At 43.8% G+C, this 22,213-nt stretch carries 15 protein-coding genes and 3 pseudogenes; all 18 read left to right on the top strand.

Annotated elements, in window-relative coordinates; genetic code table 11:
- Positions 1–88 precede the first annotated feature (88 nt).
- The 18 genes and pseudogenes from hypF to DW083_RS19320 all read left to right on the top strand — a co-directional run bounded on the left by hypF (position 89) and on the right by DW083_RS19320 (position 22,163).
- Positions 89–2,372, top strand: a pseudogene (gene hypF / locus DW083_RS19405) (carbamoyltransferase HypF).
- A 34-nt stretch (positions 2,373–2,406) separates the two neighbouring features.
- Positions 2,407–2,748: a hydrogenase maturation nickel metallochaperone HypA gene (hypA, locus tag DW083_RS19400; protein ID WP_115497802.1), complete on the top strand. Its 342-nt coding sequence runs from the start codon at positions 2,407–2,409 to the stop codon at positions 2,746–2,748.
- An 11-nt stretch (positions 2,749–2,759) separates the two neighbouring features.
- Complete coding sequence (hypB, locus tag DW083_RS19395; protein WP_122333537.1) at positions 2,760–3,527, top strand: hydrogenase nickel incorporation protein HypB; 768 nt, start codon at positions 2,760–2,762, stop codon at positions 3,525–3,527.
- Between the two features lie 79 nt (positions 3,528–3,606).
- On the top strand, positions 3,607–5,667 hold the full coding sequence (locus tag DW083_RS19390) for an acetate--CoA ligase family protein (protein ID WP_115497674.1): 2,061 nt from the start codon (positions 3,607–3,609) through the stop codon (positions 5,665–5,667).
- A 265-nt stretch (positions 5,668–5,932) separates the two neighbouring features.
- Entirely contained in the window at positions 5,933–8,653 is a 2,721-nt protein-coding gene (gene ppdK / locus DW083_RS19385; protein ID WP_122333536.1) for a pyruvate, phosphate dikinase, read from the top strand.
- A 227-nt stretch (positions 8,654–8,880) separates the two neighbouring features.
- Positions 8,881–9,273 (top strand): LytTR family DNA-binding domain-containing protein, encoded by a 393-nt coding sequence (locus DW083_RS19380; protein ID WP_115497672.1) that lies wholly within the window; start codon positions 8,881–8,883, stop codon positions 9,271–9,273.
- Positions 9,270–9,926, top strand: coding sequence for an FHA domain-containing protein (locus DW083_RS19375; protein WP_122333535.1), 657 nt, complete (start codon positions 9,270–9,272; stop codon positions 9,924–9,926). Before DW083_RS19380 ends, DW083_RS19375 begins: the two co-directional genes overlap by 4 nt.
- Positions 9,927–10,058: 132 nt before the next feature.
- Positions 10,059–10,298 carry a hypothetical protein gene (locus DW083_RS19370; RefSeq protein ID WP_115497670.1) on the top strand — a complete coding sequence of 80 codons (240 nt, stop codon included), beginning with the start codon at positions 10,059–10,061 and terminating at the stop codon, positions 10,296–10,298.
- Entirely contained in the window at positions 10,295–10,810 is a 516-nt protein-coding gene (locus DW083_RS19365) for an FHA domain-containing protein (protein ID WP_122333534.1), read from the top strand. Before DW083_RS19370 ends, DW083_RS19365 begins: the two co-directional genes overlap by 4 nt.
- A 14-nt stretch (positions 10,811–10,824) precedes the next feature.
- A complete protein-coding gene (locus DW083_RS19360) occupies positions 10,825–11,628 on the top strand; it encodes a PP2C family serine/threonine-protein phosphatase (protein WP_122333533.1) in 804 nt (267 codons plus the stop codon).
- A gap of 43 nt (positions 11,629–11,671) precedes the next feature.
- Positions 11,672–13,488 (top strand): annotated as a pseudogene (locus tag DW083_RS19355) (serine/threonine-protein kinase).
- Positions 13,489–13,495: 7 nt separating this feature from the next.
- Positions 13,496–14,443 carry a hypothetical protein gene (locus DW083_RS19350; RefSeq protein WP_122333546.1) on the top strand — a complete coding sequence of 316 codons (948 nt, stop codon included), beginning with the start codon at positions 13,496–13,498 and terminating at the stop codon, positions 14,441–14,443.
- 11 nt (positions 14,444–14,454) lie between these two features.
- Entirely contained in the window at positions 14,455–16,653 is a 2,199-nt protein-coding gene (locus DW083_RS19345; RefSeq protein WP_122333532.1) for a kelch repeat-containing protein, read from the top strand.
- Positions 16,654–16,660: 7 nt separating this feature from the next.
- Positions 16,661–17,548: a serine O-acetyltransferase gene (locus DW083_RS19340; RefSeq protein WP_122333531.1), complete on the top strand. Its 888-nt coding sequence runs from the start codon at positions 16,661–16,663 to the stop codon at positions 17,546–17,548.
- Positions 17,549–17,632: 84 nt separating this feature from the next.
- On the top strand, positions 17,633–18,031 hold the full coding sequence (locus DW083_RS19335; RefSeq protein WP_122333530.1) for a ferredoxin: 399 nt from the start codon (positions 17,633–17,635) through the stop codon (positions 18,029–18,031).
- Between the two features lie 31 nt (positions 18,032–18,062).
- A complete protein-coding gene (locus tag DW083_RS19330; RefSeq protein WP_122333529.1) occupies positions 18,063–19,856 on the top strand; it encodes an NADH-ubiquinone oxidoreductase-F iron-sulfur binding region domain-containing protein in 1,794 nt (597 codons plus the stop codon).
- 22 nt (positions 19,857–19,878) lie between these two features.
- Positions 19,879–21,668: pseudogene (locus DW083_RS19325) on the top strand (NADH-dependent [FeFe] hydrogenase, group A6).
- Positions 21,669–21,671: 3 nt separating this feature from the next.
- Positions 21,672–22,163, top strand: a complete 492-nt coding sequence (locus DW083_RS19320; RefSeq protein WP_122333528.1) for an NAD(P)H-dependent oxidoreductase subunit E — start codon at positions 21,672–21,674, stop codon at positions 22,161–22,163.
- Positions 22,164–22,213: the final 50 nt, after the last annotated feature.

The following is a 22,213-nucleotide window of genomic DNA, read 5'->3' as shown; positions in this document are numbered from 1 at the left end:
ATTTATAAGGGTTATAGAAAATAGCCATTCGGCATGTTTGTTTATTCTTAGGAAAGGGGTTACATTTGTCAAAACGTAAATTGAAAAGATGAAAAAGACGGGTGTTGTCATATCGGTTCTGACCATTCAGGGTTTAGTACAGGGAGTAGGCTTCCGCCCGTTTATCTATCGCATAGCCAGCGAGATGGGGATTTGTGGGGAGGTGGACAACCGGAATAACGGGGTCTGCATCCGTGCCGCCTTGACTGCCTTGCAGCGTGAACAGCTTATCGGGCGTATCTGGCGCGAACATCCTGTTGTGGCTTCCATTCATCGTATTTCGGTTACAGAAGTCGTGATGGCAGAAAACCCCTATACGGATTTTCGTATTACTCCCAGTCGTTCGGATTCGGACGAAGTGACGCAGGTAGCTCCCGATATTGCCGTCTGTCCTGAATGTCTGCGCGACAGGAAAGCGCAACCGCACCGCCTGCAATATCCTTTTATCAACTGTACCCATTGCGGGCCGCGCTTTTCCATTATCCGCGATTTGCCTTACGACAGGCGGCAGACGACTATGTCGGCTTTTCCGATGTGCTCCGAATGCCGAAAGGAATATACGACCGTCAGCGACCGCCGCTTTCATGCCGAACCGGTTGCCTGTAACCATTGCGGGCCTTCTTACTACACATCATATAATAATAGGGAAACACTGACGGACTATCCGGAGCTGCTCGCCCTCTCATCCCACTTGCTTGGGGAAGGAGAGGTGATCGCGGCAAAAGGGATCGGCGGTTATCATCTGTCTGCGACGCGACGAACGAGCAGGCTGTCGCCCGCCTCGGGAGATCAAGCAGCGCGACGGGAAGCCCTTTGCCGTGATGTTCCGCAATCCGGAACAGGTCCGGCGGTTTGCATGGTTGAACGGGGTCGAAGAGGAATGTCTACTTTCGTGGCGCCGTCCGATCGTGTTGCTGAAACAACGCCGTCCGCTGGCCGCCTCTGTCAATCCGGGGATGCAGACATTAGGGTGCATGCTGCCTTATATGCCTATCCATGCGGATTGGTTCGAACGGTTGGATACGCCTGTGTTAGTAATGACAAGCGGTAATCTCAGCGATTGCCCGATTGCCATCACACCCGGAGAAGCCGAAAGGCAACTGGCGGGGAAAGTGCCGCTTTTGCTTCATCATAACCGGGATATCCATAACCGGGTGGATGATTCCGTCCTGCAGGTTTGCGGTGGACAGCCTTGCCTGATGCGCCGCTCGCGTGGATATGTGCCAGAGCCTTTCTTTGCCGATATGCCGGTGGAAGGAATTTTGGCTTTCGGTGCTGAAAAGGTGAACACTTTTGCATTGGGAAAAGGGGAGACGATCCTGCAAAGCCAGTATATCGGCGATCTGAAGAATTGGGAAACATACCGGTTTTACACAGAGTCGCTCGAACGTTTCCGGCATCTTTTCCGTTTCCGGCCGTCCCGCTTGGTGTGCGATTTACATCCTGACTATCTTTCGTCGCGCGAAGCGGAGCGTCTCTCTTCGGATCTGCATCTTCCTTTATTGCATGTACAACATCATCATGCACATGCGGCAGCTTGTATGTTGGAATATGGCCTCGATGAGCCGGTGATCGCACTCGTGCTGGACGGCACGGGCTTAGGCGATGATGGCAAGGCGTGGGGCGGTGAGATTTTCCTTTGCGATCGCAGGAGCTATAAGCGGCTTTCGCATCTGGAATATGTGCCGCTTCCCGGAGGTGACAAAGCTTCGATGGAGCCTTGGCGCATGGCGGTTGCCTTCCTGTGGCATTATTTCGGGGAAGAACTGCCTTTCCCGTCCGGCTTTGTGCAGCGAATCGGAGAGGCTAAAATACAAATGCTTCTGAAGATGATGGAGAAAGGCATTAATACGCCTTATACGTCCAGTGCAGGCAGACTGTTCGATGCTGTCGCCTCGTTATTGGGTGTTTGCGATGTTTCTACGCATCAAGCAGAAGCACCTGTCAAGTTGGAACAATTAGCATCGGATGAACATCAAAGCCGTTATTCTGTTCTAATAGAAGAAGAGGTTATTTCCATGCGTCCGGTGCTGAAAGGAATCTTAGAGGATCTGAATGCAGGCGTTCCGGCAGGTGATTTGTCCTCCCGCTTCCATAATACGCTGTCATGGTTGTTGTTGGAGAAAGCGAAGCTGTACAGGTTGCAAACGGGAGTGGAGAAGGTTGTGATTTCCGGCGGTTGCTTTCAGAACAAACGTTTGACGGAGCAGTTGCAGCGTATGTTTGCCAAGGAAGACATTCCCTTATATGTCCCGGGACGTATTCCCTGCAATGATGGAGGAATAGCTGTCGGACAACTGGCAATTGCAGCTTCTCTATATGAAGGAAAGTAGTATTGATTTAAAACAGAAAACATCTATCGTTGCCATGCACGAATTATCAATTGCTCAAAGTATCGTTCAATTATCCGAACAACAAGCCCGTGAACACCATTCTTCACAGATAGAAGAGGTGGAACTTGAGATCGGCAGGCTTGCAGGAGTCGAATTGCAGACGCTCGAGTTTGCGATGGAAAGTGCAGTGAAGGGAACTTTGCTCGAGAAGGCAAAGATCATTCGTCATTATATAGACGGGGAAGGACAGTGTTCCGATTGCGAGACGGTCTTTCCGGTCGGGAACTTATTTTCACCCTGCCCGAATTGTGGTTCTTATCTGGTTAATATCACAAAAGGGCGGGAACTAAGAATCAAATCAATTGTTATAAAATAAAACAAACGCTTATGTGTGGAACTTGCGGATGCGGAGAGCATCATCATCACGATCATGATCATGAACACGGACATGAACATCATCACCTTCATCATCACGATGAAGGGAAAGTCATAACACTCGAACAAGATATCCTTCAGCGTAATAATCTGTTGGCAGAACGTAACCGGGGCTATTTTGAAGCCAAGCATATTTTCTGCCTGAACTTGATGAGTTCGCCGGGATCCGGTAAAACGACCTTGTTGGAAGAGACGATACGGCGTTTGACCGCCGGAGTTGCTTCCGGACAGTCTTCGCAGATATATGTGATCGAAGGCGACCAGCAAACTTCGAACGATGCCGACCGTATAGCTGCGCTTAACGTTCCTGTTTTTCAGGTTAATACCGGAACTGGTTGTCATCTGGAGGCCGATATGGTCAATCATGCCGTTAAGCATTTGAACCCTTCCGACGGCTCTATCTTGTTTGTGGAGAATGTCGGCAATTTGGTTTGTCCCGCCATGTTTGATCTCGGAGAGGCGAAGAAAGTAGTTATTGTCAGCACTACCGAAGGAGATGACAAGCCTCTGAAATATCCTCATATCTTCCTGGAAGCAGATATCTGCATCATCAACAAGATCGACTTGGCTCCTTATCTGGAGACAGATGTGGAAACATTGCGCAGCAACGCCCTGAAGGTGAATCATCACCTGCAGTTGTTCGAAGTATCGGCCACCAAAGGGACAGGGATGGATGTTTGGTGCGACTGGTTAGTGGCTGAGTGTACAAAATGTAAATAAATTACCCTTGATTTAATGAATAAACGGATAAAAAGACTATATTTGTTCCCATTCATTGAACCAAATTGATCAAAATGTTATGATTAACCGAGAATTAATTAATCCTCAAAGCATCGTAGTGGTGGGAGGATCCAATAATGTACATAAACCGGGCGGCCGCTTAGTGCGGAATCTGCTGGACGGGAAGTACAAAGGCGAACTGTATGTCGTAAATGCAAAGGAAGACGATGTGCAGGGAGTAAAATCGTATCACTCCGTGCACGATATTCCGGATACGGAATTGGCTATCATATCTATACCCGGCCCGTCGTGTCCGGAAGCTGTGGAAGTGCTTGCCAAGGAGAAAAATGTCAAGGCTTTTATCGTCGTGTCTGCCGGTTTCGGAGAGGAAACGCATGAAGGCGGCATTTTGGAAGACCAGATGCTGAAGAGCATTAATGATGCCGGGGCTTCGATGATCGGTCCGAACTGTATCGGGCTGATGAATATAAATTATCACGGTGTCTTTACCCAGCCGATCCCGGAGTTTCATGCAGATGGTGTGGACTTTGTTTCCAGTTCCGGCGGTACGGCGCTCTTCATCATTGAATCGGCACTGACAAAGGGACTTCGTTTCTCTTCCGTTTGGTCTGTCGGCAATTCCAAGCAGATCGGTGTGGAAGATGTCATTGAATATATGGACCGAAACTTCGATCCTGTCCTCGACTCTAAGATTAAGATGCTTTATATCGAACAGATTAAGAATCCCGATAAACTCCTGTACCATGCTGCTTCTTTAATTCGCAAAGGCTGCCATATTGCAGCTATTAAGGCGGGAAGCACCGATGTGGGCAAGCGTGCAGCTTCTTCCCATACCGGAGCGATAGCCAATTCGGACTCTGCCGTAGAAGCCTTGTTCCGTAAAGCAGGTATCGTGCGTTGTTTCAGCCGTGAGGAGTTGACAACTGTTGCCAGCATCTTTACATTGAAAGAAGTTAGAGGGAAGAACTGTGCGATTATCACGCATGCCGGCGGTCCGGCCGTTATGTTGGCAGATGCATTGGAGAAAGGACGCCTGAATGTCCCGAAACTGGATGGTCCGGTTGCAGCGGAATTGAAATCCAAACTATATCCGGGTGCAGCCGTAGGCAATCCGATCGACATAATCGGGACGGGCACGCCTGAACATCTGGCTACAGCCATTGATTTCTGTGAAAACCGTTTTGAGGACATCGACCTGATGATGGTTATATTCGGCAGTCCGGGCTTGGTTAAGCTCTATGATACCTACGAAGTTCTCCATAAGAAAATGGAAGAATGCAAGAAACCGATCTTCCCTGTATTGCCTTCTATCGTGACGGCTGGTCCGGAAGTGAAAAGTTTCGTAAAGAAGGGACATGTAAACTTCTCCGACGAGGTAACGCTTGGTACGGCTCTTTCACGCGTGATCAACACGCCAAAGCCGATGAGCACGGATATCCAGTTATATGGAGTCGATGTTCCTGAAGTTCGCCGTATTATAGACCGTCTGCCGGGCAGCGGTTATCTGAGTCCGGAAGAAGTCCGTACGCTGTTGAAAGCAGCCCAGATTCCGGTAGTGGAAGAGTTTACATCGACCGATCGCGACGAACTGGTTGCTTTTGCCAAGAAAGTGAAATTCCCGGTTGTCGCCAAAGTAGTCGGTCCTGTGCATAAGAGCGATATCGGTGGCGTCGCTTTGAATATCCGCAGTGAGGAACATCTGATATTCGAATATGAACGTATGATGCGTCTGCCGGATGTGACCGCCATTATGGTGCAACCGATGCTGAAAGGGCAGGAGCTGTTCTTAGGAGCCAAATATGAAGATCGTTTCGGGCATGTCGTATTGTGCGGCCTGGGAGGAATCTTTGTAGAAGTATTGAAAGACGTATCGTATGGTTTGGCTCCTTTGTCGTATGATGAGACGTATTCAATGATACGCTCCTTACGAGGTTATCCTATTATAAAAGGTACGAGAGGCCAGCGTGGCATCGACGAACAGCAATATGCCGATATCATCGTCCGCCTGTCTACACTGCTCCGCTTTGCTTCCGAGATCAAGGAAATGGATATTAATCCGCTTGTAGCGACGGAACGCGGGCTATTTGCAGTGGATGCGCGTATACGGATTGAGAAATAAATACATTGTTAAAGTCTTGAAATTAAACAACCTGTATTCCGAAAGTTGGATTTGAAACTTTTGGAATACAGGTTATTTCTTTTAGGCTTTAAAAATTCCCGCACGCAAATGTAGTTATTTACCAGATATGGATAGTAAAAAATAGTTGTAAAACATCTAAAATTAATTAACTATTTATAGCTGTGCAACCTTTAAATAGCATATATTTGCATCATTGCAATCTGGAGATAGCAAAACTAAAATCTAAATTAATATACTGTCGAATATGGAAAGAAAAAGAGTTTACACATTCGGAAATGGAAAAGCCGAAGGTAAAGCAGACATGAGAAATCTGCTTGGGGGCAAAGGTGCTAACCTTGCCGAAATGAATCTGATTGGTGTTCCGGTTCCTCCGGGATTTACTATTACCACGGATGTTTGTTCTGAATATTATGATTTAGGCAAGGATAAAGTGGTCGAACTGTTGAAAGCAGACGTTGAGAAGGCTATTGCTAACATCGAGACGCTGATGAATTCAAAGTTTGGTGATGTTGCCAATCCGTTGTTGGTATCCGTACGTTCCGGTGCACGCGCATCTATGCCAGGTATGATGGACACGATCCTGAATCTGGGTTTGAATGACGAAGTGGTGGAAGGTATGAGCCGTAAAACGAACAATCCTCGTTTCGCCTGGGATTCATACCGCCGTTTCGTGCAGATGTACGGTGACGTCGTATTGGGGATGAAACCGACTAATAAGGAAGATATCGACCCGTTTGAAGCAATCATCGAAGAAGTGAAGGAAGCAAAAGGCGTTAAGCTGGACAACGAGCTGGATGTAGAAGACCTGAAAACACTGGTTGCTAAATTTAAGTCTGCAGTTAAAGCTCAGACAGGCAAAGATTTCCCGACTTCTGCGTATGAACAGCTTTGGGGTGCTATCTGTGCTGTATTTGACAGCTGGATGAATGAACGCGCTATCCTGTATCGTAAGATGGAAGGTATTCCTGCTGAATGGGGAACTGCTGTCAGCGTACAGGCAATGGTGTTTGGTAATATGGGCGAAACTTCTGCAACAGGCGTATGTTTCTCCCGTGATGCCGGTAATGGCGAAGATCTATTCAATGGTGAATATCTGATTAATGCCCAGGGCGAAGACGTGGTAGCCGGTATCCGTACACCACAGCAGATCACGAAGATCGGTTCACAGCGTTGGGCTGAACGTGCCGGCATTTCAGAAGAAGACCGCATAGCAAAATATCCGTCTATGGAAGAAGCTATGCCGGAAATCTACAAACAGTTGGATGAGTTGCAGACAAAGTTGGAAAACCATTATCGTGACATGCAAGACATGGAATTCACTGTACAGGAAGGCAAACTGTGGTTCTTGCAAACTCGTAACGGCAAACGTACCGGTGCTGCAATGGTCAAGATCGCAATCGACTTGTTGCATCAGGGAATGATTGACGAAAAGACGGCTTTGGCCCGTATCGAACCGAATAAACTGGATGAATTGCTTCACCCGGTATTCGATAAAGTGGCTGAAAAACAAGCTAAAGTATGGGTGAAAGGTTTGCCTGCATCACCGGGTGCAGCTACCGGACAGATCGTTTTCTTTGCTGACGATGCTGCCAAATGGCATGCTGATGGAAAGAAAGTCGTAATGGTCCGTATCGAAACATCTCCCGAAGACTTGGCTGGTATGGCTGTTGCCGAAGGTATCCTGACGGCTCGCGGCGGTATGACTTCTCACGCAGCTGTTGTGGCTCGTGGTATGGGTAAATGTTGCGTATCCGGCGCTGGCGCTTTGGAAATCGATTATAAGAATAAAACAGTTGAAGTAGACGGCGTTAAGTTGAAAGAAGGAGATTATATCTCTATCAACGGTACGACCGGAACTGTTTATGTCGGGAAGGTTGAGACAAAAGCAGCCGAACTGTCCGGTGATTTTGCCGAATTAATGACATTGGCAGATAAATATACGAAATTGCAGGTTCGTACAAATGCCGATACTCCGCATGATGCTATTATTGCCCGTAATTTCGGTGCCGTTGGTATTGGTCTGTGCCGCACGGAACATATGTTCTTCGATGGTGAAAAGATCAAGGCTATGCGTGAAATGATCCTGGCGGAAGATGCTGAAGGCCGTAAGAATGCACTGGCTAAGATTCTGCCTTACCAAAAAGAAGACTTCAAAGGCATCTTCAAGGCAATGGCCGGTTGTCCGGTTACTGTTCGTCTGCTCGATCCTCCTTTGCACGAATTTGTTCCTCACGATCTGAAGGGACAGGAAGAAATGGCAACAGCAATGGGTGTGTCGGTAAAAGAAATCCAGAAGCGCGTAGAATCACTTTGTGAACATAACCCGATGCTTGGACATCGTGGCTGCCGTTTAGGAAATACGTATCCCGAAATTACGGAAATGCAGACGCGCGCAATCTTGGGAGCTGCTTTGGAACTGAAAAAAGAAGGTATCGAAGCTAAACCGGAAATCATGGTTCCGCTGACTGGTATTTTATACGAATTCAAGGAACAGGAGAAGGTTATTCGTGAAGCTGCCGCACAACTGTTTAAGGAAGTGGGAGACAGCATCGACTTCAAAGTCGGTACAATGATCGAAATCCCGCGTGCAGCATTGACAGCTGACCGTATCGCTTCTTCTGCCGAATTCTTCTCGTTCGGAACAAACGACCTGACACAGATGACCTTCGGTTACTCTCGTGACGATATCGCTTCTTTCCTTCCGGTTTATCTGGAAAAGAAGATTCTGAAAGTCGATCCGTTCCAGGTTCTTGATCAGAATGGAGTAGGACAGCTGGTTCGTATGGCTACAGAAAAAGGTCGCGCTATCCGTCCGGACCTGAAATGCGGTATCTGTGGCGAACATGGTGGCGAACCCTCTTCTGTCAAGTTCTGTCATAAGGTTGGCTTGAACTATGTTTCCTGCTCTCCGTTCCGCGTGCCGATCGCACGTATTGCGGCAGCTCAGGCAGCTATAGAAGAATAAAACAACAGTCGATGAAAGTTCGATGCCCATGAAAATTTAGTTTCATGGGCATGAAACTAAATTTTCATCCGCATGGAACTATTTTTTCGTGCGGATGAATTTTTTTATCCTAAGGTGCTGCGAGTTGGCGTTCCGTAGAAAACTTTTTATTGACAAAATGTGCAGGAATAAAGATAAAATCATGTATATTTGTTTCCTGATGATGAACGAATAAACAATATCTACGTATGGAGCGGTATTTAATAATTAAGACGAGAGATGAATTGTTGCGTATTAAGATAGGGCAGATCCTCTATTTTGAAGCTGATAGAAATTACACCAAATTACTATTATCCAACGGGATCCAATTCACATTTGCAATTAATATAGGGAAAATAGAAGAAATATTGGAAAAACAGGTGGCTGGCTGTAATGCAATCTTAATGCGTGTAGGCAAAAGCCATATCATCAATAAAAATCATATCCTGCAGATAAATCTTCCCAAACAGAAATTGTTATTGCTAACGCAAGATGGGAAACCAAGGGAACTGGTGATATCCAAAGATCCATTAAAAGTGTTGAAAGATACGCTTGAGAAGGAAATGGGGAAGCCTGAAGAACCAAAAGCTGTTACAGAATGATTATAAAAATCGGAAAAGCGAATGATAATGACTTTGTAGTAGACGATCCTCATGTCAGCCGGTATCATGCGAGACTGATACGCGAAGAAGAGGGAGGATGTTGGCTACTTGAAGATTTGGACTCGACAAACGGAACGTTTGTGAATGGTGCTCAGATCGTCAAAAAGCGTGTGACACCCAGCGATACTATCAAATTAGGAGATAATTATGTACTGAACATTTCAGAAGCGCTAAAATTTAATAATGATTATAGCGAAGAGTTTGCGACTTTGAAGCAAGTATATGATAATTATATTCAAGCAAAAGTTAAGATTCAGTCATCTAATCAATTTAAAACCAGGTTATTCCAATCTTTACCTTTTGCAATACCCGGTGTAGTCGGAGTTGTGATAGGTTTCTTAGGAAAGGGAAGTCCGGAATTGTTCGGGGTGAGTCTGTTTATTACGGTTTGTGCTCCGACTGTCGGTATATATTTAGGTGCGAAACAATCGGCAAAGACACCACAGTTGTTGCAGGATTTGACCAATCAGTTCAAAATAGATTATGTTTGCCCCAAATGTGGAACGTTTTTAGGTGAAATACCCTGGGAGTCATTGCGCAACAGAAAACAGTGTCCGGTATCTTCCTGTAAAGCAAAATGGGTGAGTGAATAGTTTTCCGTTTTATATACTAAAAGTAATACTTTCGTACAGTAAACCCAAACATTTGATTATAAGGAACTATTTTGTATTTGGATGTCAATTCGTTTCCTTACTTTTGTTTCCAGAAAATTTAATTATAACATTATGCAAGAAGAGGATTACACATTCGTGACTTTAGACAGCGACGACTTTATGTTGGCTGACGCTGTTATCGTGGATGTGGACGGTGGAAACGACTTGTCGGATGCTGTAATGATTGATGAAAGTATTGATGCTTCTGATTTTATTACCTTGTCTGATGATACAATTATGTTGTCCGATGCAGATATGTTGGATACATATTCAACCGATATTGACGGGGCTGACATATCATTTATTTTATGATTTCCGTTAAATGTCCACATTGCCATGTAGGGTTAAAGGTAGACGAGGGGAAAATTCCCCTCGATATCACCTCTTTTAAATGCCCGAAATGCAAACAACTGATTCCTGTTTCTTTACTGTCCCAAAAGAAAGGAGATCGTACATCCGAATCGGAAACGGTTCTGATACAGCCGCTTCGTATGACAACCGGATATCTTTCTGTAATTGCAAATGACGATACGCCGGAACAGACCTTTCCTCTTCAAGAAGGCTCATATACGATCGGAAGAAAATCCAATGCCTCGAACGCTACTATCGGTATTGTAACGACTGATAAATCTATGAGTCGTGAACATATCCGGATAGAAGTAAAAAAAGATGCAAAAGGTGGATATAAACATTATCTTTCTGACAATAATAGTAAAAATCATACGTTATATAATAGCAATTACTTAGAAGATGGAGAGATTGTTGTACTGAAGAATAATGATGAGATCATTATCGGACACACAGTACTCCGTTTTAATGAATAAAAATAGTCTATGCTATGAATATAACGATCGGCAAACCTTGGGCAGTCAGTGAAAAAGGAGGCAGGTTGAATAATGAAGATTCCATCTATCCTCTGCCGGAAGCGGCTAAATCCAATCAGAAGTTATTTTTGGTGTGTGATGGTGTCGGTGGAGCTGAAAAAGGAGAGATCGCCAGTTCGCTGGCCTGTGATTCTTTCCAAACTTTCTTTTCAACCTTCCGCGAAGGTGAGCCAAGCTCTGATTTCATTAATAAAGCAATTCGCTATACAGAAGCACGCTTTGACGACTATACCGCAATTCATCCGGAAGCCAAAGGAATGGCAACCACTTTGACTATGGCCTTTGTCGGAACAGCTGGCATAACACTGGCTCATGTTGGTGATAGCCGGATTTATCATTTCAGACAAGGGAATATTTTATACCAAACCGAAGATCATTCGCTGGTGAATTCACTCGTGAAATTAGGAAAGATCAGCCGTGAGGAAGCCGTAAATCATCCACAGCGGAATGTGATTGTGCGGGCAATCCAGGGAACAAGTCGCCCGACAGAGGCAGATGTTGTCCTCCTAAACGATATTCAGGCAGGCGATTATCTGTTTATGTGTTCGGATGGCGTGCTTGAACGTCTTACCAATGAAGATATTTCTTTAATATTTAAGCAATCCGGAGGTCCGGAAGGAATTAAAAATGCAATTATGTCTGCTTGCAGTGGTAAAACGCGTGATAACTTCTCTTTTTACATCATACCTATACAAAATGTGTTAGATTCTACAGGAATTAAGCAAAATATTCTTTCTTTCCTTTATTCTTTTATATAAATAACGTAATTTTGGCAGATTAATAGAATTGCGCATAGTAGTTATGAATTTGCCAAACGGACATGTTCTTCAGAATAGAAAATATCGGATCACTCATGTAATTGGTCAGGGCGGCTTTGGTATAACTTATAAAGGCGTCTGGTATACGGAAGTAAAGGGTGCGTTAGGTACAGTGCAAACAGAAGTTCCTATTTGTATTAAAGAATACTTCTTTAAAGACTATTGTTACAGAGATACAGCATCTTTTGCCGTCAAAGTTCATTCTGAGACAGGAAGGGTGCTTTTCGATAAATTCAAGGAGAAGCTTATTAAAGAAGCTAAAATACTATCTGAGGTTCATCACCCTCATATTGTGAATGTGCTGGAAGTTTTCGAAGAAAACGACACAGCCTATATCGCTATGGAATACATTTCCGGTTGTTCCCTCAAATATATGATGGACAGAGAGGGTGTGTTGCCGGAGGCAAAAGTCCTCAGATATGTTCATGAAATAGGAGAAGCCTTCAGTTTGTCCACGAAAAGAATATTCTCCACTTGGATATAAAACCCAGCAATATTCTGATCGATTCATCGGGAAAAGCCCGCCTGATAGACTTCGGTGTGAGTAAGAGATATGATATCGAACAGCAGGAAACCAGTACGACCATGCTGACCTTATCAAAGGGTTTTGCTTCGATCGAACAATATGATAACGAAGGCACACAGAGTTTTTCCCCGTGTCCGGATATTTATTCGTTGGGAGCAACGATGTATAATCTGCTGACCGGAAAAATTCCGACGGAATCTATTTTGCGTGCGACACGTTCTTTACAAAACCCTTCGGAGTTGAATAAAGATATATCTCCCAAAACAGAAGCGGCTATAATCAAAGCTATGCAGATTATTCCGGCTGATCGTTTTCAGACAGTGTCCGAAATGATGGCTGCATTGGATTTTCCCCCGGAAGAGGAAGAACAGACGAATGGCCTTCAGGAGACTGACGGACAGGAAGATAATGAAGAAACAACTGTTCTGAGCCGGAATGACCAACAATTGCTGAACGAGAATGACGAAGATCGTACGATTCTAAATGAAGAAGAAATCAGCCCTCAGAAGCATAAGAAAAGAAGAAAAGGGGTACTAATATCCGTGATTATTGCTATATTTGCCTGCATAGGATCTGCTGTTGCTCTTTTGGTTCAAGGAAATAAAGCGACGATAAATCCGAGTACAACGGAATTGATTAATCCGATCGAAGAAAAGGAAGATTCAACTCAAGCGATTCAGGAGACAAAGCCAGACGTAGAAAAAGATGCACTTCCTTCCGTCAAGAAAAAGGAAACAGAAATCGCAAAGCAACAACCTGAAAAGCTCACACCAACAACAGTTGTACCGGAAAAGCAACCGGAGACAAAACAGGTCTTAGCTGAAGAGAAAAAAATAACAATACAACCTGTACAACCTTCTGTTGAAGAAATTAATGCGGAATACGACGCTTTGATTGCTTCCGGTAAGGATAAAATGGGAAAAGCTGATTTTACAAATGCAAAAAAAGACTTTACTAAAGCGAAAGAAACCAAGTTAACGGAAGAAGTCGTACGCCTCTTGATCTCTTGTGATGAAAAGGAAGCGGCAAAACTTCTGGCTGATAAAAAGGACCAATATGAGGTAAAGAAGACTTTCGGAAATTATACTATCGTACGAAAGAAATCGACAAAATTATATGGCGCAATCGATGTAAATGCGAATGAACGTATTCCATGTAAATATCTGAATGTTGGAATTGCTGAGAATGGTCGTGCTTTCGAGCGTAAAGATGGTTTGTTTGACATTTATGATGCTAATGGTGTATTGGTAAATGAAGGATCAACGTATTATTAACGTGTTTATGAAAAGACTTTGGATTTTGATTTTCTTTGTTGTTCTGCCAATGTGTTTGGCTGCTCAACAAAAAACTGAATATAACAGAAAAGGGGACGAGGCGATGAAACGTCTTGATTACAGTGATGCAAGGATGTGGTATGAAGAAGGAGTTGTACAATGTGACCCCTATAGTATTGGACAACTTACTTCGATTTGGTTGGTTAACCAGCGGATGCGTCCATCCATGCATAGTTTGATGAATAAATGCCGGAATTGCCTGGAAGTGATGGCAAATAATAAAGATACAACCGCCATATCGCAGTTGATTACTTATTATACCGAGGGCATAGGAACACCCAAGAATGAGACATTGGCAAAATCTTGGCAGGAACGTCTGGAGACGCTTCGTAAACCTGTAGAACCTGTCCATTATACTTCCAACCAAACAAAACCAGATAAGCCCAAAGAGCCAATGAAGTTTTTTGTTGGTTATGCTTACTCTGTAGAAGCGCCTTATGGCTTAACTGTCGGAGGTGTAAAATCCCGCCTGGGTTGGTTTGCACGCTTCAGAACGAATTTTAGTTTTAAGGATAATGACAGCGAGTGCAGGGGAAATGGGCAGATGGTTGGTTCTGTTCCTGGCGGTCCTTTTATTCGTTTTACCAATAAACAAAAAGTAAACTCTTATGCCGGAACTGCTGGTATTGTCGTAAAATGTACGTCTTGGCTCTATACTTCTGTCGGTTTAGGATATGGAAGTCGCGAATTATTGTGCGAATATAAAACCATTGATGCTACAGACCACAGGATCGAGAAATTATATTGGAGTAAAAATCTTGACCATTCTTATAATGGTCTGGCTGCCGATTTGGATTTTATGGTGAAGTTTGGTCCTGTCTTTGTCAGTGCCGGATGTAATACATTAAACTTTAAATATATAGATCTGAATGCAGGTCTTGGTGTATTTTTCTAATCGTTGATATTATGAAACATATATATCTGTTATTATCATTCTTTGCATCTTTATGCTTACTTGTCGGTTGTGTAGATGATCCGGAAATGGATACTCATCTTCAGAATGGAATTGCCCCAGAAGTTTCCGAAACATCGAGAGTAGATATTTCGGCTTCGACAATGACATTGAAAGCAAGTATTTTGAAAGAGAACGGTTCGCAAATACTTGAATGCGGTGTATGTTGGAGTGATATATTAGAAAATTCCCCCAAGACCAATATGTATGAAGGGAGATATAAGAAAGCATCAAAAATGGAGAATGGAGAGTTTGAAGTAACGATATCAGACCTTCATGATAAAACCAACTATTATATTTATGCTTATGCGATTAATGAGACCGATACCGCTTTTTCTTCGTCAGGAACCTATACAACAGAAATCGGTGTTGGTGAAGTAAAGACAGTAGCTATAGATAGTGTTAACGTGAAAGCGACTTCTGTACTGGTTAGCGGCAAGATTAAAAGTCGGGGAGAAGGCATAGAGAATATAGGCTTCTATTTGTCGGATAAAAACAATCCGCCGTCAAAAAATGATTCGGTCATTGCCTATACGGGAGATTATATGTCGACAGATTCTTTTAGCTGTTCTATTACAAATCTGAAACCGAGCACGCTGTATTATGTACGTGCATTTGCAACCAACTCCTTTGGGGAATTTTCTTTTAATGTAGATTCATTTAAAACAACAGATGGTAAACCCAAATTGGGAGTTCTATCTTTGGATAGCACAAGTTTTACAACAGCTGATCTGTCGGCTCAGCTCATTGACGAAGGTGATTCATCTCTAACTAAATTTGGTTTTTGCTGGGGAGCGATGGAGGAACCTACTATCGAAAATGCAGATACGATTCTTTGTTCAGAAATAATAGAAGGTAAGTTTAGCGGAAGAATACATAGCCTGGAATCAAATAGGAAATACTATGTCCGGGCTTATGCTACAAATGCATTCGGAACAGTATATAGTACCAACATAAAAGATTTCTTCCCGAAAAGCCAGTTGCCGACAGTTGTTAGCATACCTGTTGCAGGGGAAACGATCGTGAATGGCTCTGCAATTGTAAGTGGAGAATTGCAGAACGAAGGAATGTCCGCTGTTACAACAATAGGTCTCTGTTGGTCCACTACAAATAAGAATCCGAGAATATCGGAAAAGAATTGTTTCTATAAAGAAATCCCGTTGGAAGAATTAGATGAAAATAATGTATTTACGTATGCATTGACTAATCTGACAGGAGCAACTACGTATTATGTAAATGCTTATGCAGCCAATGAAAATGGTATTCAATATGGAGAAGTCCAATCATTTACGACTCCTCTCATTCTGACACCCAAAAGTATTTACCAAGGAGCTAAACGCTCTTTCTCTGCAGCTTTTGCAGTTGATGGACAGGCCTTTATTGTTGGAGGTGATTTAGGTAATGAACGAACGAATGAGTCATATAATTATAATGCAGATATGGATGAATGGAGTCCGTCTGCATCATATAGTAATGCCTATTCACAAATGACAGCCTGTATCAAAGATGGTAATGCATATATTATAGGAGGAACTGACAATTCTATATTTGCTACTAATGTCCAGATTTATATGCCATCTTCCAACACTTGGGCGACAATGCCTTCGTTACCAGATGGAGAAGGACGCTATGATGCGGTTAGTTTTGTTTATCGGGATTCAATCTATGTCTTAGGTGGAGTGAATGATAATGAAAACTCACAGGAACTCTGGAAATTTACCGGAGATACTTGGGTGATGAAAACAGATCAATTTCCTGTTTCCCAGCAAAAAGGTATAGCCTTGGTTGCCAATGATAAGGTTTATGCCGGTTTGGGTAGTAGCATCGGCTTAAAAAGAGGTTTCTGGATGGCTTCCGACAGTTTAACAGCATGGGTAAATGCTCCGGGATCTTTACCAAGTAATATTGGAGTCGTTTCTTCTGCTGTATATTACAAGAACGATCAATGGGACAGTTTCTTTATGGTTGACAACAATGGTAAAATATGGGAATATAATTTGTCCGGTAAGTGGATTGAACATCCTACAACTCTTCAACGTATGAATAACTATCATATGTTTATACTGAATGATAAAATTTATATTTTGGGACAAGATCGCTTTGAAAATAACTTCTTTGTGATGTATGATCCGGTCTGGGATCCCGGGAAATGATTAAATAATGAATAGAGCAAGCATATTAGAAGACATTCAAAAGAATGTAGAAATGTTGTCGACACCGGATTTGCCGGAGTATAAGTATATTCCGCTGCATCAAAAGCCGTCGCCGTCAGTAACAGCATTGCAGAAAGTCATGTGTTTACTCCGTAAAGTGATCTTTCCGGGTTTTTTCGGTACGGAACAGGAGGCACAAACTGATTCTATACAATATTATACAGGAGTATATTTGGAACAGATCTATGACTTATTGCAGGAACAGATTTATAACGGTTTGTGTTTTGAAGTGGAACGTTGTTGTGATTCCAAAGACCGTGCTTCCAGAATAGCGATCGCTTTTATTAATAAGATTCCTCATATTAAATATTTGCTGTCTACTGATGTAAAAGCTATTTTGGATGGCGATCCGGCGGCAAAAAGTCCCAGCGAAATTATTTTCTGTTATCCTGCAATCCAGGCGATTCTCTATCAGCGAGTAGCACATGAGCTATTAAAACTCGATGTTCCCGTAATACCCAGGATTATAACAGAAATGGCCCATTCGGATACGGGTATAGATATTCATCCGGGAGCACAAATAGGAGAATACTTCAGTATCGATCATGGAACAGGTGTCGTTATTGGACAGACAACCATTATTGGGAATCATGTCCGATTATACCAAGGAGTAACATTGGGTGCTAAAAATTTCACTTTGGATGAAGATGGTTTGCCGTTGGATGTTCCCCGTCATCCGATTATTGAAGATTATGTCACTATTTATTCAAATGCTTCGATTCTCGGAAGAATCACAATAGGTAAAGGTTCGATTATAGGAGGTAATATCTGGCTCACACATAGTGTTCCTCCTAATTCGAAAATCTTACAGACGCGCGCTGTTGAAGATAAATAGAAAAAGAGATGCTATTTTAAAGAAAAATACGTATGTTTGTGACATACCTCTTAGAGCGTATTATACCTTAAAATAGTGTGAACCATGAATAAAGTGAAAACATTGGATGACCTCCGAAAGATGCGTGAAACCTTACGCACGACCTTGGATATAAGAGAAAAAAGCAATCATCCCGAACAAATGGTGCAGATTCGGGTTTCGATGGCAACCTGCGGTATTGCAGCCGGAGCCAAAGAGATTATGAATTATTTCATAGAAGCACTGGACCGTGAGAAAGTTGATGCATTAGTGACACAGACCGGCTGCATGGGCTATTGCTATGCTGAACCGACTATCGAAGTGGCTGTGCCCGGTAAAGAACCTATTGTATTCGGTCATGTCAGCAAAGAAAAGGTGGATGAAATAATCAATCGTTATATCCGGCAGGGAGAATTATTGGATGACATTATCCCTGTCACTTACACTGCGATTAAACCAGAGTAACGAACTTCCTTAAACAATAAATACTTACATAATGGCACAATACAGTAGTTATATACTGGTGTGTGGTGGTACCGGCTGCCGTGCATCACAGAGTGAACTTATACTTGAAAATCTGAAAGAGGCCGTAGAACAACACGGATTACAGGATACAGTCCAAGTGATCCGTACAGGCTGTTTTGGCTTTTGCGAGAAAGGACCGGTTGTAAAGATGGTTCCTGATAATACCTTCTATGTACAGGTAAAACCATCAGATGCCGAAGAGATAGTTCTGGAACATTTGATCAAAGGAAGGAAGGTGGAACGCTTGCTTTATGTCGACCCCGAAACGAATGAACAGGTTCCGGACTCCAAACATATAGACTTCTATAAAAAGCAACTTCGTATAGCCTTGCGGAATTGCGGTTTTATCAATCCTGAAAATATTGATGAATATATTGCCCGTGACGGTTATGTAGCCTTAGGTAAAGCACTGACGGAAATGACACCGGAGTCAGTGATTAAGGAAATCATGGATAGTGGCTTGCGCGGCAGAGGAGGTGGCGGATTCCCGACCGGGTTGAAATGGCAGATAACACGCAAGGTCCAGGCTCCTCAGAAATATGTGGTTTGTAATGCAGACGAAGGTGATCCAGGAGCATTTATGGACCGTTCCATATTGGAAGGTGATCCACATTCTATAGTAGAGGCGATGGCAATTAACGGATATTGTACAGGAGCCAATAAAGGCTTGGTATATATTCGCGCTGAATATCCTTTGGCTGTAGAACGATTGAGAATTGCAATCCGGCAGGCAAAAGAATACGGTTTGTTAGGAGAGAATATCTTTGGAACAGATTTCTCTTTTGATATCGATATACGTTATGGTGCCGGAGCTTTTGTCTGTGGTGAAGAAACCGCATTGATCCACAGTATGGAAGGACTCCGTGGAGAGGCAACTGTAAAGCCGCCTTTTCCCAGCGAGCATGGCTACAAAGGTTGTCCTACGAATGTAAATAATGTGGAAACCTATGCTAATGTGCCTGTCATCCTTCTGAGAGGCGCAAAGTGGTTTAGTAGCATAGGAACAGAGAAAAGCAAAGGGACAAAAGTTTTTGCCCTGGCGGGAAAAGTGAATAATGTCGGGCTGATAGAAGTTCCGATGGGAACAACATTGCGTGAAGTTATTTTCGGTATCGGCGGCGGTATTAAAGATGGCAAGAAGTTCAAGGCCGTACAGACAGGAGGACCTTCCGGAGGCTGCCTGACTGCAAAGCATCTGGATCTGCCGATTGATTATGATAATCTGTTGGCTGCCGGTTCTATGATGGGCTCTGGCGGTATGATTGTAATGGATGAAGACGATTGCATGGTTGCAATGGCTAAATTTTACCTGGACTTTACTGTAGAAGAATCATGCGGTAAATGTGCCCCTTGCCGGATTGGCAATAAGCGGTTGCATGAGATTCTGCAAAAGATAACTTCCGGTAACGGTACGATTGAAGACCTGAATATGCTGCGTAATCTGGCCGGAGTCATTAAAGATACAGCTCTATGTGGATTGGGACAGACCTCTCCAAACCCGGTTCTATCTACAATGGATAACTTTTATGATGAATATTTGGCTCATGTAGAAGAACAACGCTGTCCGTCTCACCAGTGCCGAGAATTGACACAATACTTTATCAATCCGGAAAAATGTAAAGGCTGTACACTTTGTGCCCGGATATGTCCGGTGAACGCAATTACAGGAGATCGGAAAGTTCCGCACGTCATCGACCCGCAAACTTGTATCCGCTGCGGTTCATGTATTGAGAAGTGTAAGTTCGGAGCTATTTATGTACATTAATAAATGGATAACAGACAAAGAAATGGAAACAGTAAAACTTATTATAGATAGAAGACCGGTAGAAGTTCCCAAAGGGACTACTATCTTGGACGCTGCAAAAGGAATGGGCATACGTATCCAGACTCTTTGCTACATGAAGTTAGAAGATCTGCATTATGAAAACAATCCGGGAGCTTGTCGTATCTGCGTGGTTGAAATAGAAGGTCGCCGTAACCTGGCTCCATCGTGCAAGACCGAATGTACCGAAGGTATGGTTGTGCGGACACATAGTCCCCGGGTGATGAATGCCCGCAAGACTGTGATGGAATTGATTCTATCCAACCATCCGGCAGAATGCCTGACTTGCAGCAGTAACGGATATTGCGAATTGCAGACAATCGCTCATGACCTTGGAATACGCGAAATTCGTTATAAAGGTGAAATGTCTACGTTCCAGATAGACCGTTCACCGTCTATCGTACGGAATATGAATAAATGCATCATGTGTCGCCGTTGCGAAACGATGTGTAACAATATCCAAACCGTTGGTGCATTGACAGCTGTCAATCGCGGTTTTAATGCAGCCGTCTCTACAGCCTTTGAGCGGGATATTGCCGGCAGTACTTGTTCCTATTGCGGTCAATGCGTATCCGTTTGTCCGGTAAATGCCTTGAGCGGAAGAAACACACAACAGCCCGTTCTGGATGCAATTGCCGATCCGGACAAGATCGTAATAGCCCAAACTGCGCCGGCTGTCCGTACAGCACTTGGCCGTGACTTCGGTTACGAACCGGGCACATTGGTAACAGGAAAAATGGTATCGGCTCTCCGGCAGTTAGGCTTCGATTATGTATTTGATACCGATTTTGCAGCTGACCTGACCATCATGGAGGAAGGAACAGAGCTGTTGCAACGAATCGGTAAATATCTCAATGGAGACAAAAAGGTAAAAATGCCGTTGATGACCAGCTGCTGCCCGGGTTGGGTTAGCTTTGTCGAGCAGCATTTCCCGGAACTGAGGGATAATCTTTCCACCGCAAAAAGTCCGCAACAAATGTTCGGCGCAATCGCCAAAAGCTATTTTGCCGAAAGGTTAGGAGTGGATCGGAAACGGATCGTAGTCGTCTCTATCATGCCTTGCCTGGCAAAGAAGTACGAAGCCAGTCGGCCGGAGTTTGCTGTCGAAGGTAATCCGGATGTCGATATTTCGATTTATACACGTGAGTTGGCACGTTTGATTCGTTATGCCAATATCAACTTTACAGACTTGCCGGACAGCGATTTCGATCGTCCACTGGGTGAATCTACGGCGCCGGTGTAATCTTCGGTACTACCGGAGGAGTAATAGAAGCCGCTTGCCGTACAGCCTACGAACTTTATACAAAGAAGCCACTTCCTAAACTTGAGTTTGAAGAACTTCGCGGACTGGAAGGAATCCGTAGTGCAACGATCGATTTTGATGGAACGCCTATTAAGATCGGTATTGCCCATGGTTTGGGAAACGCCCGCAAGTTGGTGGAAGAAGTAAAGAATGGAACATCGCCTTATCATGCTATTGAAATAATGGCATGTCCGGGAGGATGCATCGGTGGAGGTGGTCAACCGTTCCATCAGGGTAGGATGGAGGTTCTGCGCAAACGTGCCGCCGCTCTCTATCAGGAGGATAAAAACAAGACGCTTCGTAAAAGTCATGAGAATCCTTATATACAGGAACTTTATGCCAATTATCTGGGAGAACCCTGCGGACCGCGAGCCCATAAGTTGCTGCACACGCACTATTTTGACCGGAAGGAAGCCGTTAATATGTTTATTCAAGAAAATCAGAAGAAATAGAGTATGGAAAAGATACATTTGCTTAAGATAAAACTAAAGGAGTTGGAAGCTGTTTGCAATGAACACCACAACGATGCGGGAGAACTGATCAACATCTTGCATGCAGCACAGGGAATATTCGGTTACTTGCCCCGCGAAGTACAGGAAGTTATTGCAGAACGGCTACACATCCCTGTTTCGCGGGTATATGGCGTTGTCACCTTCTATTCTTTCTTTACAATGACTCCGAAAGGGAAATATCCTATTTCTGTCTGCCTGGGTACTGCTTGCTATGTCCGTGGAGCTGAAAAAGTATTGGATGAGTTCCAGCGTCAGTTGGAGATAAAAGTCGGGGAGACTACGCCTGACGGTCTGTTTTCATTAGACTGCTTGCGCTGTGTAGGCGCTTGCGGACTTGCTCCGGTTGTCACCATTGCCGGAAAAGTCTATGGACGTTTGTCTCCGGAAAAGGTGCGGGACATTCTTTCCGAATACTACCTGTTGGAACAAGTATAGTTCGTATTATATTTCTTATGCCACTTAGTTGGCACAGCTGTGCAACTAAG

This window comes from Parabacteroides sp. AF48-14 (assembly GCF_003477465.1).
Lineage (GTDB): Bacteria > Bacteroidota > Bacteroidia > Bacteroidales > Tannerellaceae > Parabacteroides > Parabacteroides acidifaciens.
The sequence above is the reverse complement of the archived record's forward strand: the minus strand, read 5'-3'. Positions and strand labels throughout refer to the sequence as shown.

Coding starts and splice junctions, on each gene's coding strand:
- DW083_RS19375 (WP_122333535.1), top strand. CDS start 9,270: ATGATTATAAAAATCGGAAAAGCGAATGATAATGACTTTGTAGTAGAC.
- DW083_RS19345 (WP_122333532.1), top strand. CDS start 14,455: ATGAAACATATATATCTGTTATTATCATTCTTTGCATCTTTATGCTTA.
- DW083_RS19365 (WP_122333534.1), top strand. CDS start 10,295: ATGATTTCCGTTAAATGTCCACATTGCCATGTAGGGTTAAAGGTAGAC.
- DW083_RS19350 (WP_122333546.1), top strand. CDS start 13,496: ATGAAAAGACTTTGGATTTTGATTTTCTTTGTTGTTCTGCCAATGTGT.
- DW083_RS19390 (WP_115497674.1), top strand. CDS start 3,607: ATGATTAACCGAGAATTAATTAATCCTCAAAGCATCGTAGTGGTGGGA.
- DW083_RS19370 (WP_115497670.1), top strand. CDS start 10,059: ATGCAAGAAGAGGATTACACATTCGTGACTTTAGACAGCGACGACTTT.
- DW083_RS19335 (WP_122333530.1), top strand. CDS start 17,633: ATGAATAAAGTGAAAACATTGGATGACCTCCGAAAGATGCGTGAAACC.
- DW083_RS19380 (WP_115497672.1), top strand. CDS start 8,881: ATGGAGCGGTATTTAATAATTAAGACGAGAGATGAATTGTTGCGTATT.
- hypA (WP_115497802.1), top strand. CDS start 2,407: ATGCACGAATTATCAATTGCTCAAAGTATCGTTCAATTATCCGAACAA.
- DW083_RS19340 (WP_122333531.1), top strand. CDS start 16,661: ATGAATAGAGCAAGCATATTAGAAGACATTCAAAAGAATGTAGAAATG.
- DW083_RS19360 (WP_122333533.1), top strand. CDS start 10,825: ATGAATATAACGATCGGCAAACCTTGGGCAGTCAGTGAAAAAGGAGGC.
- DW083_RS19330 (WP_122333529.1), top strand. CDS start 18,063: ATGGCACAATACAGTAGTTATATACTGGTGTGTGGTGGTACCGGCTGC.
- DW083_RS19320 (WP_122333528.1), top strand. CDS start 21,672: ATGGAAAAGATACATTTGCTTAAGATAAAACTAAAGGAGTTGGAAGCT.
- hypB (WP_122333537.1), top strand. CDS start 2,760: ATGTGTGGAACTTGCGGATGCGGAGAGCATCATCATCACGATCATGAT.
- ppdK (WP_122333536.1), top strand. CDS start 5,933: ATGGAAAGAAAAAGAGTTTACACATTCGGAAATGGAAAAGCCGAAGGT.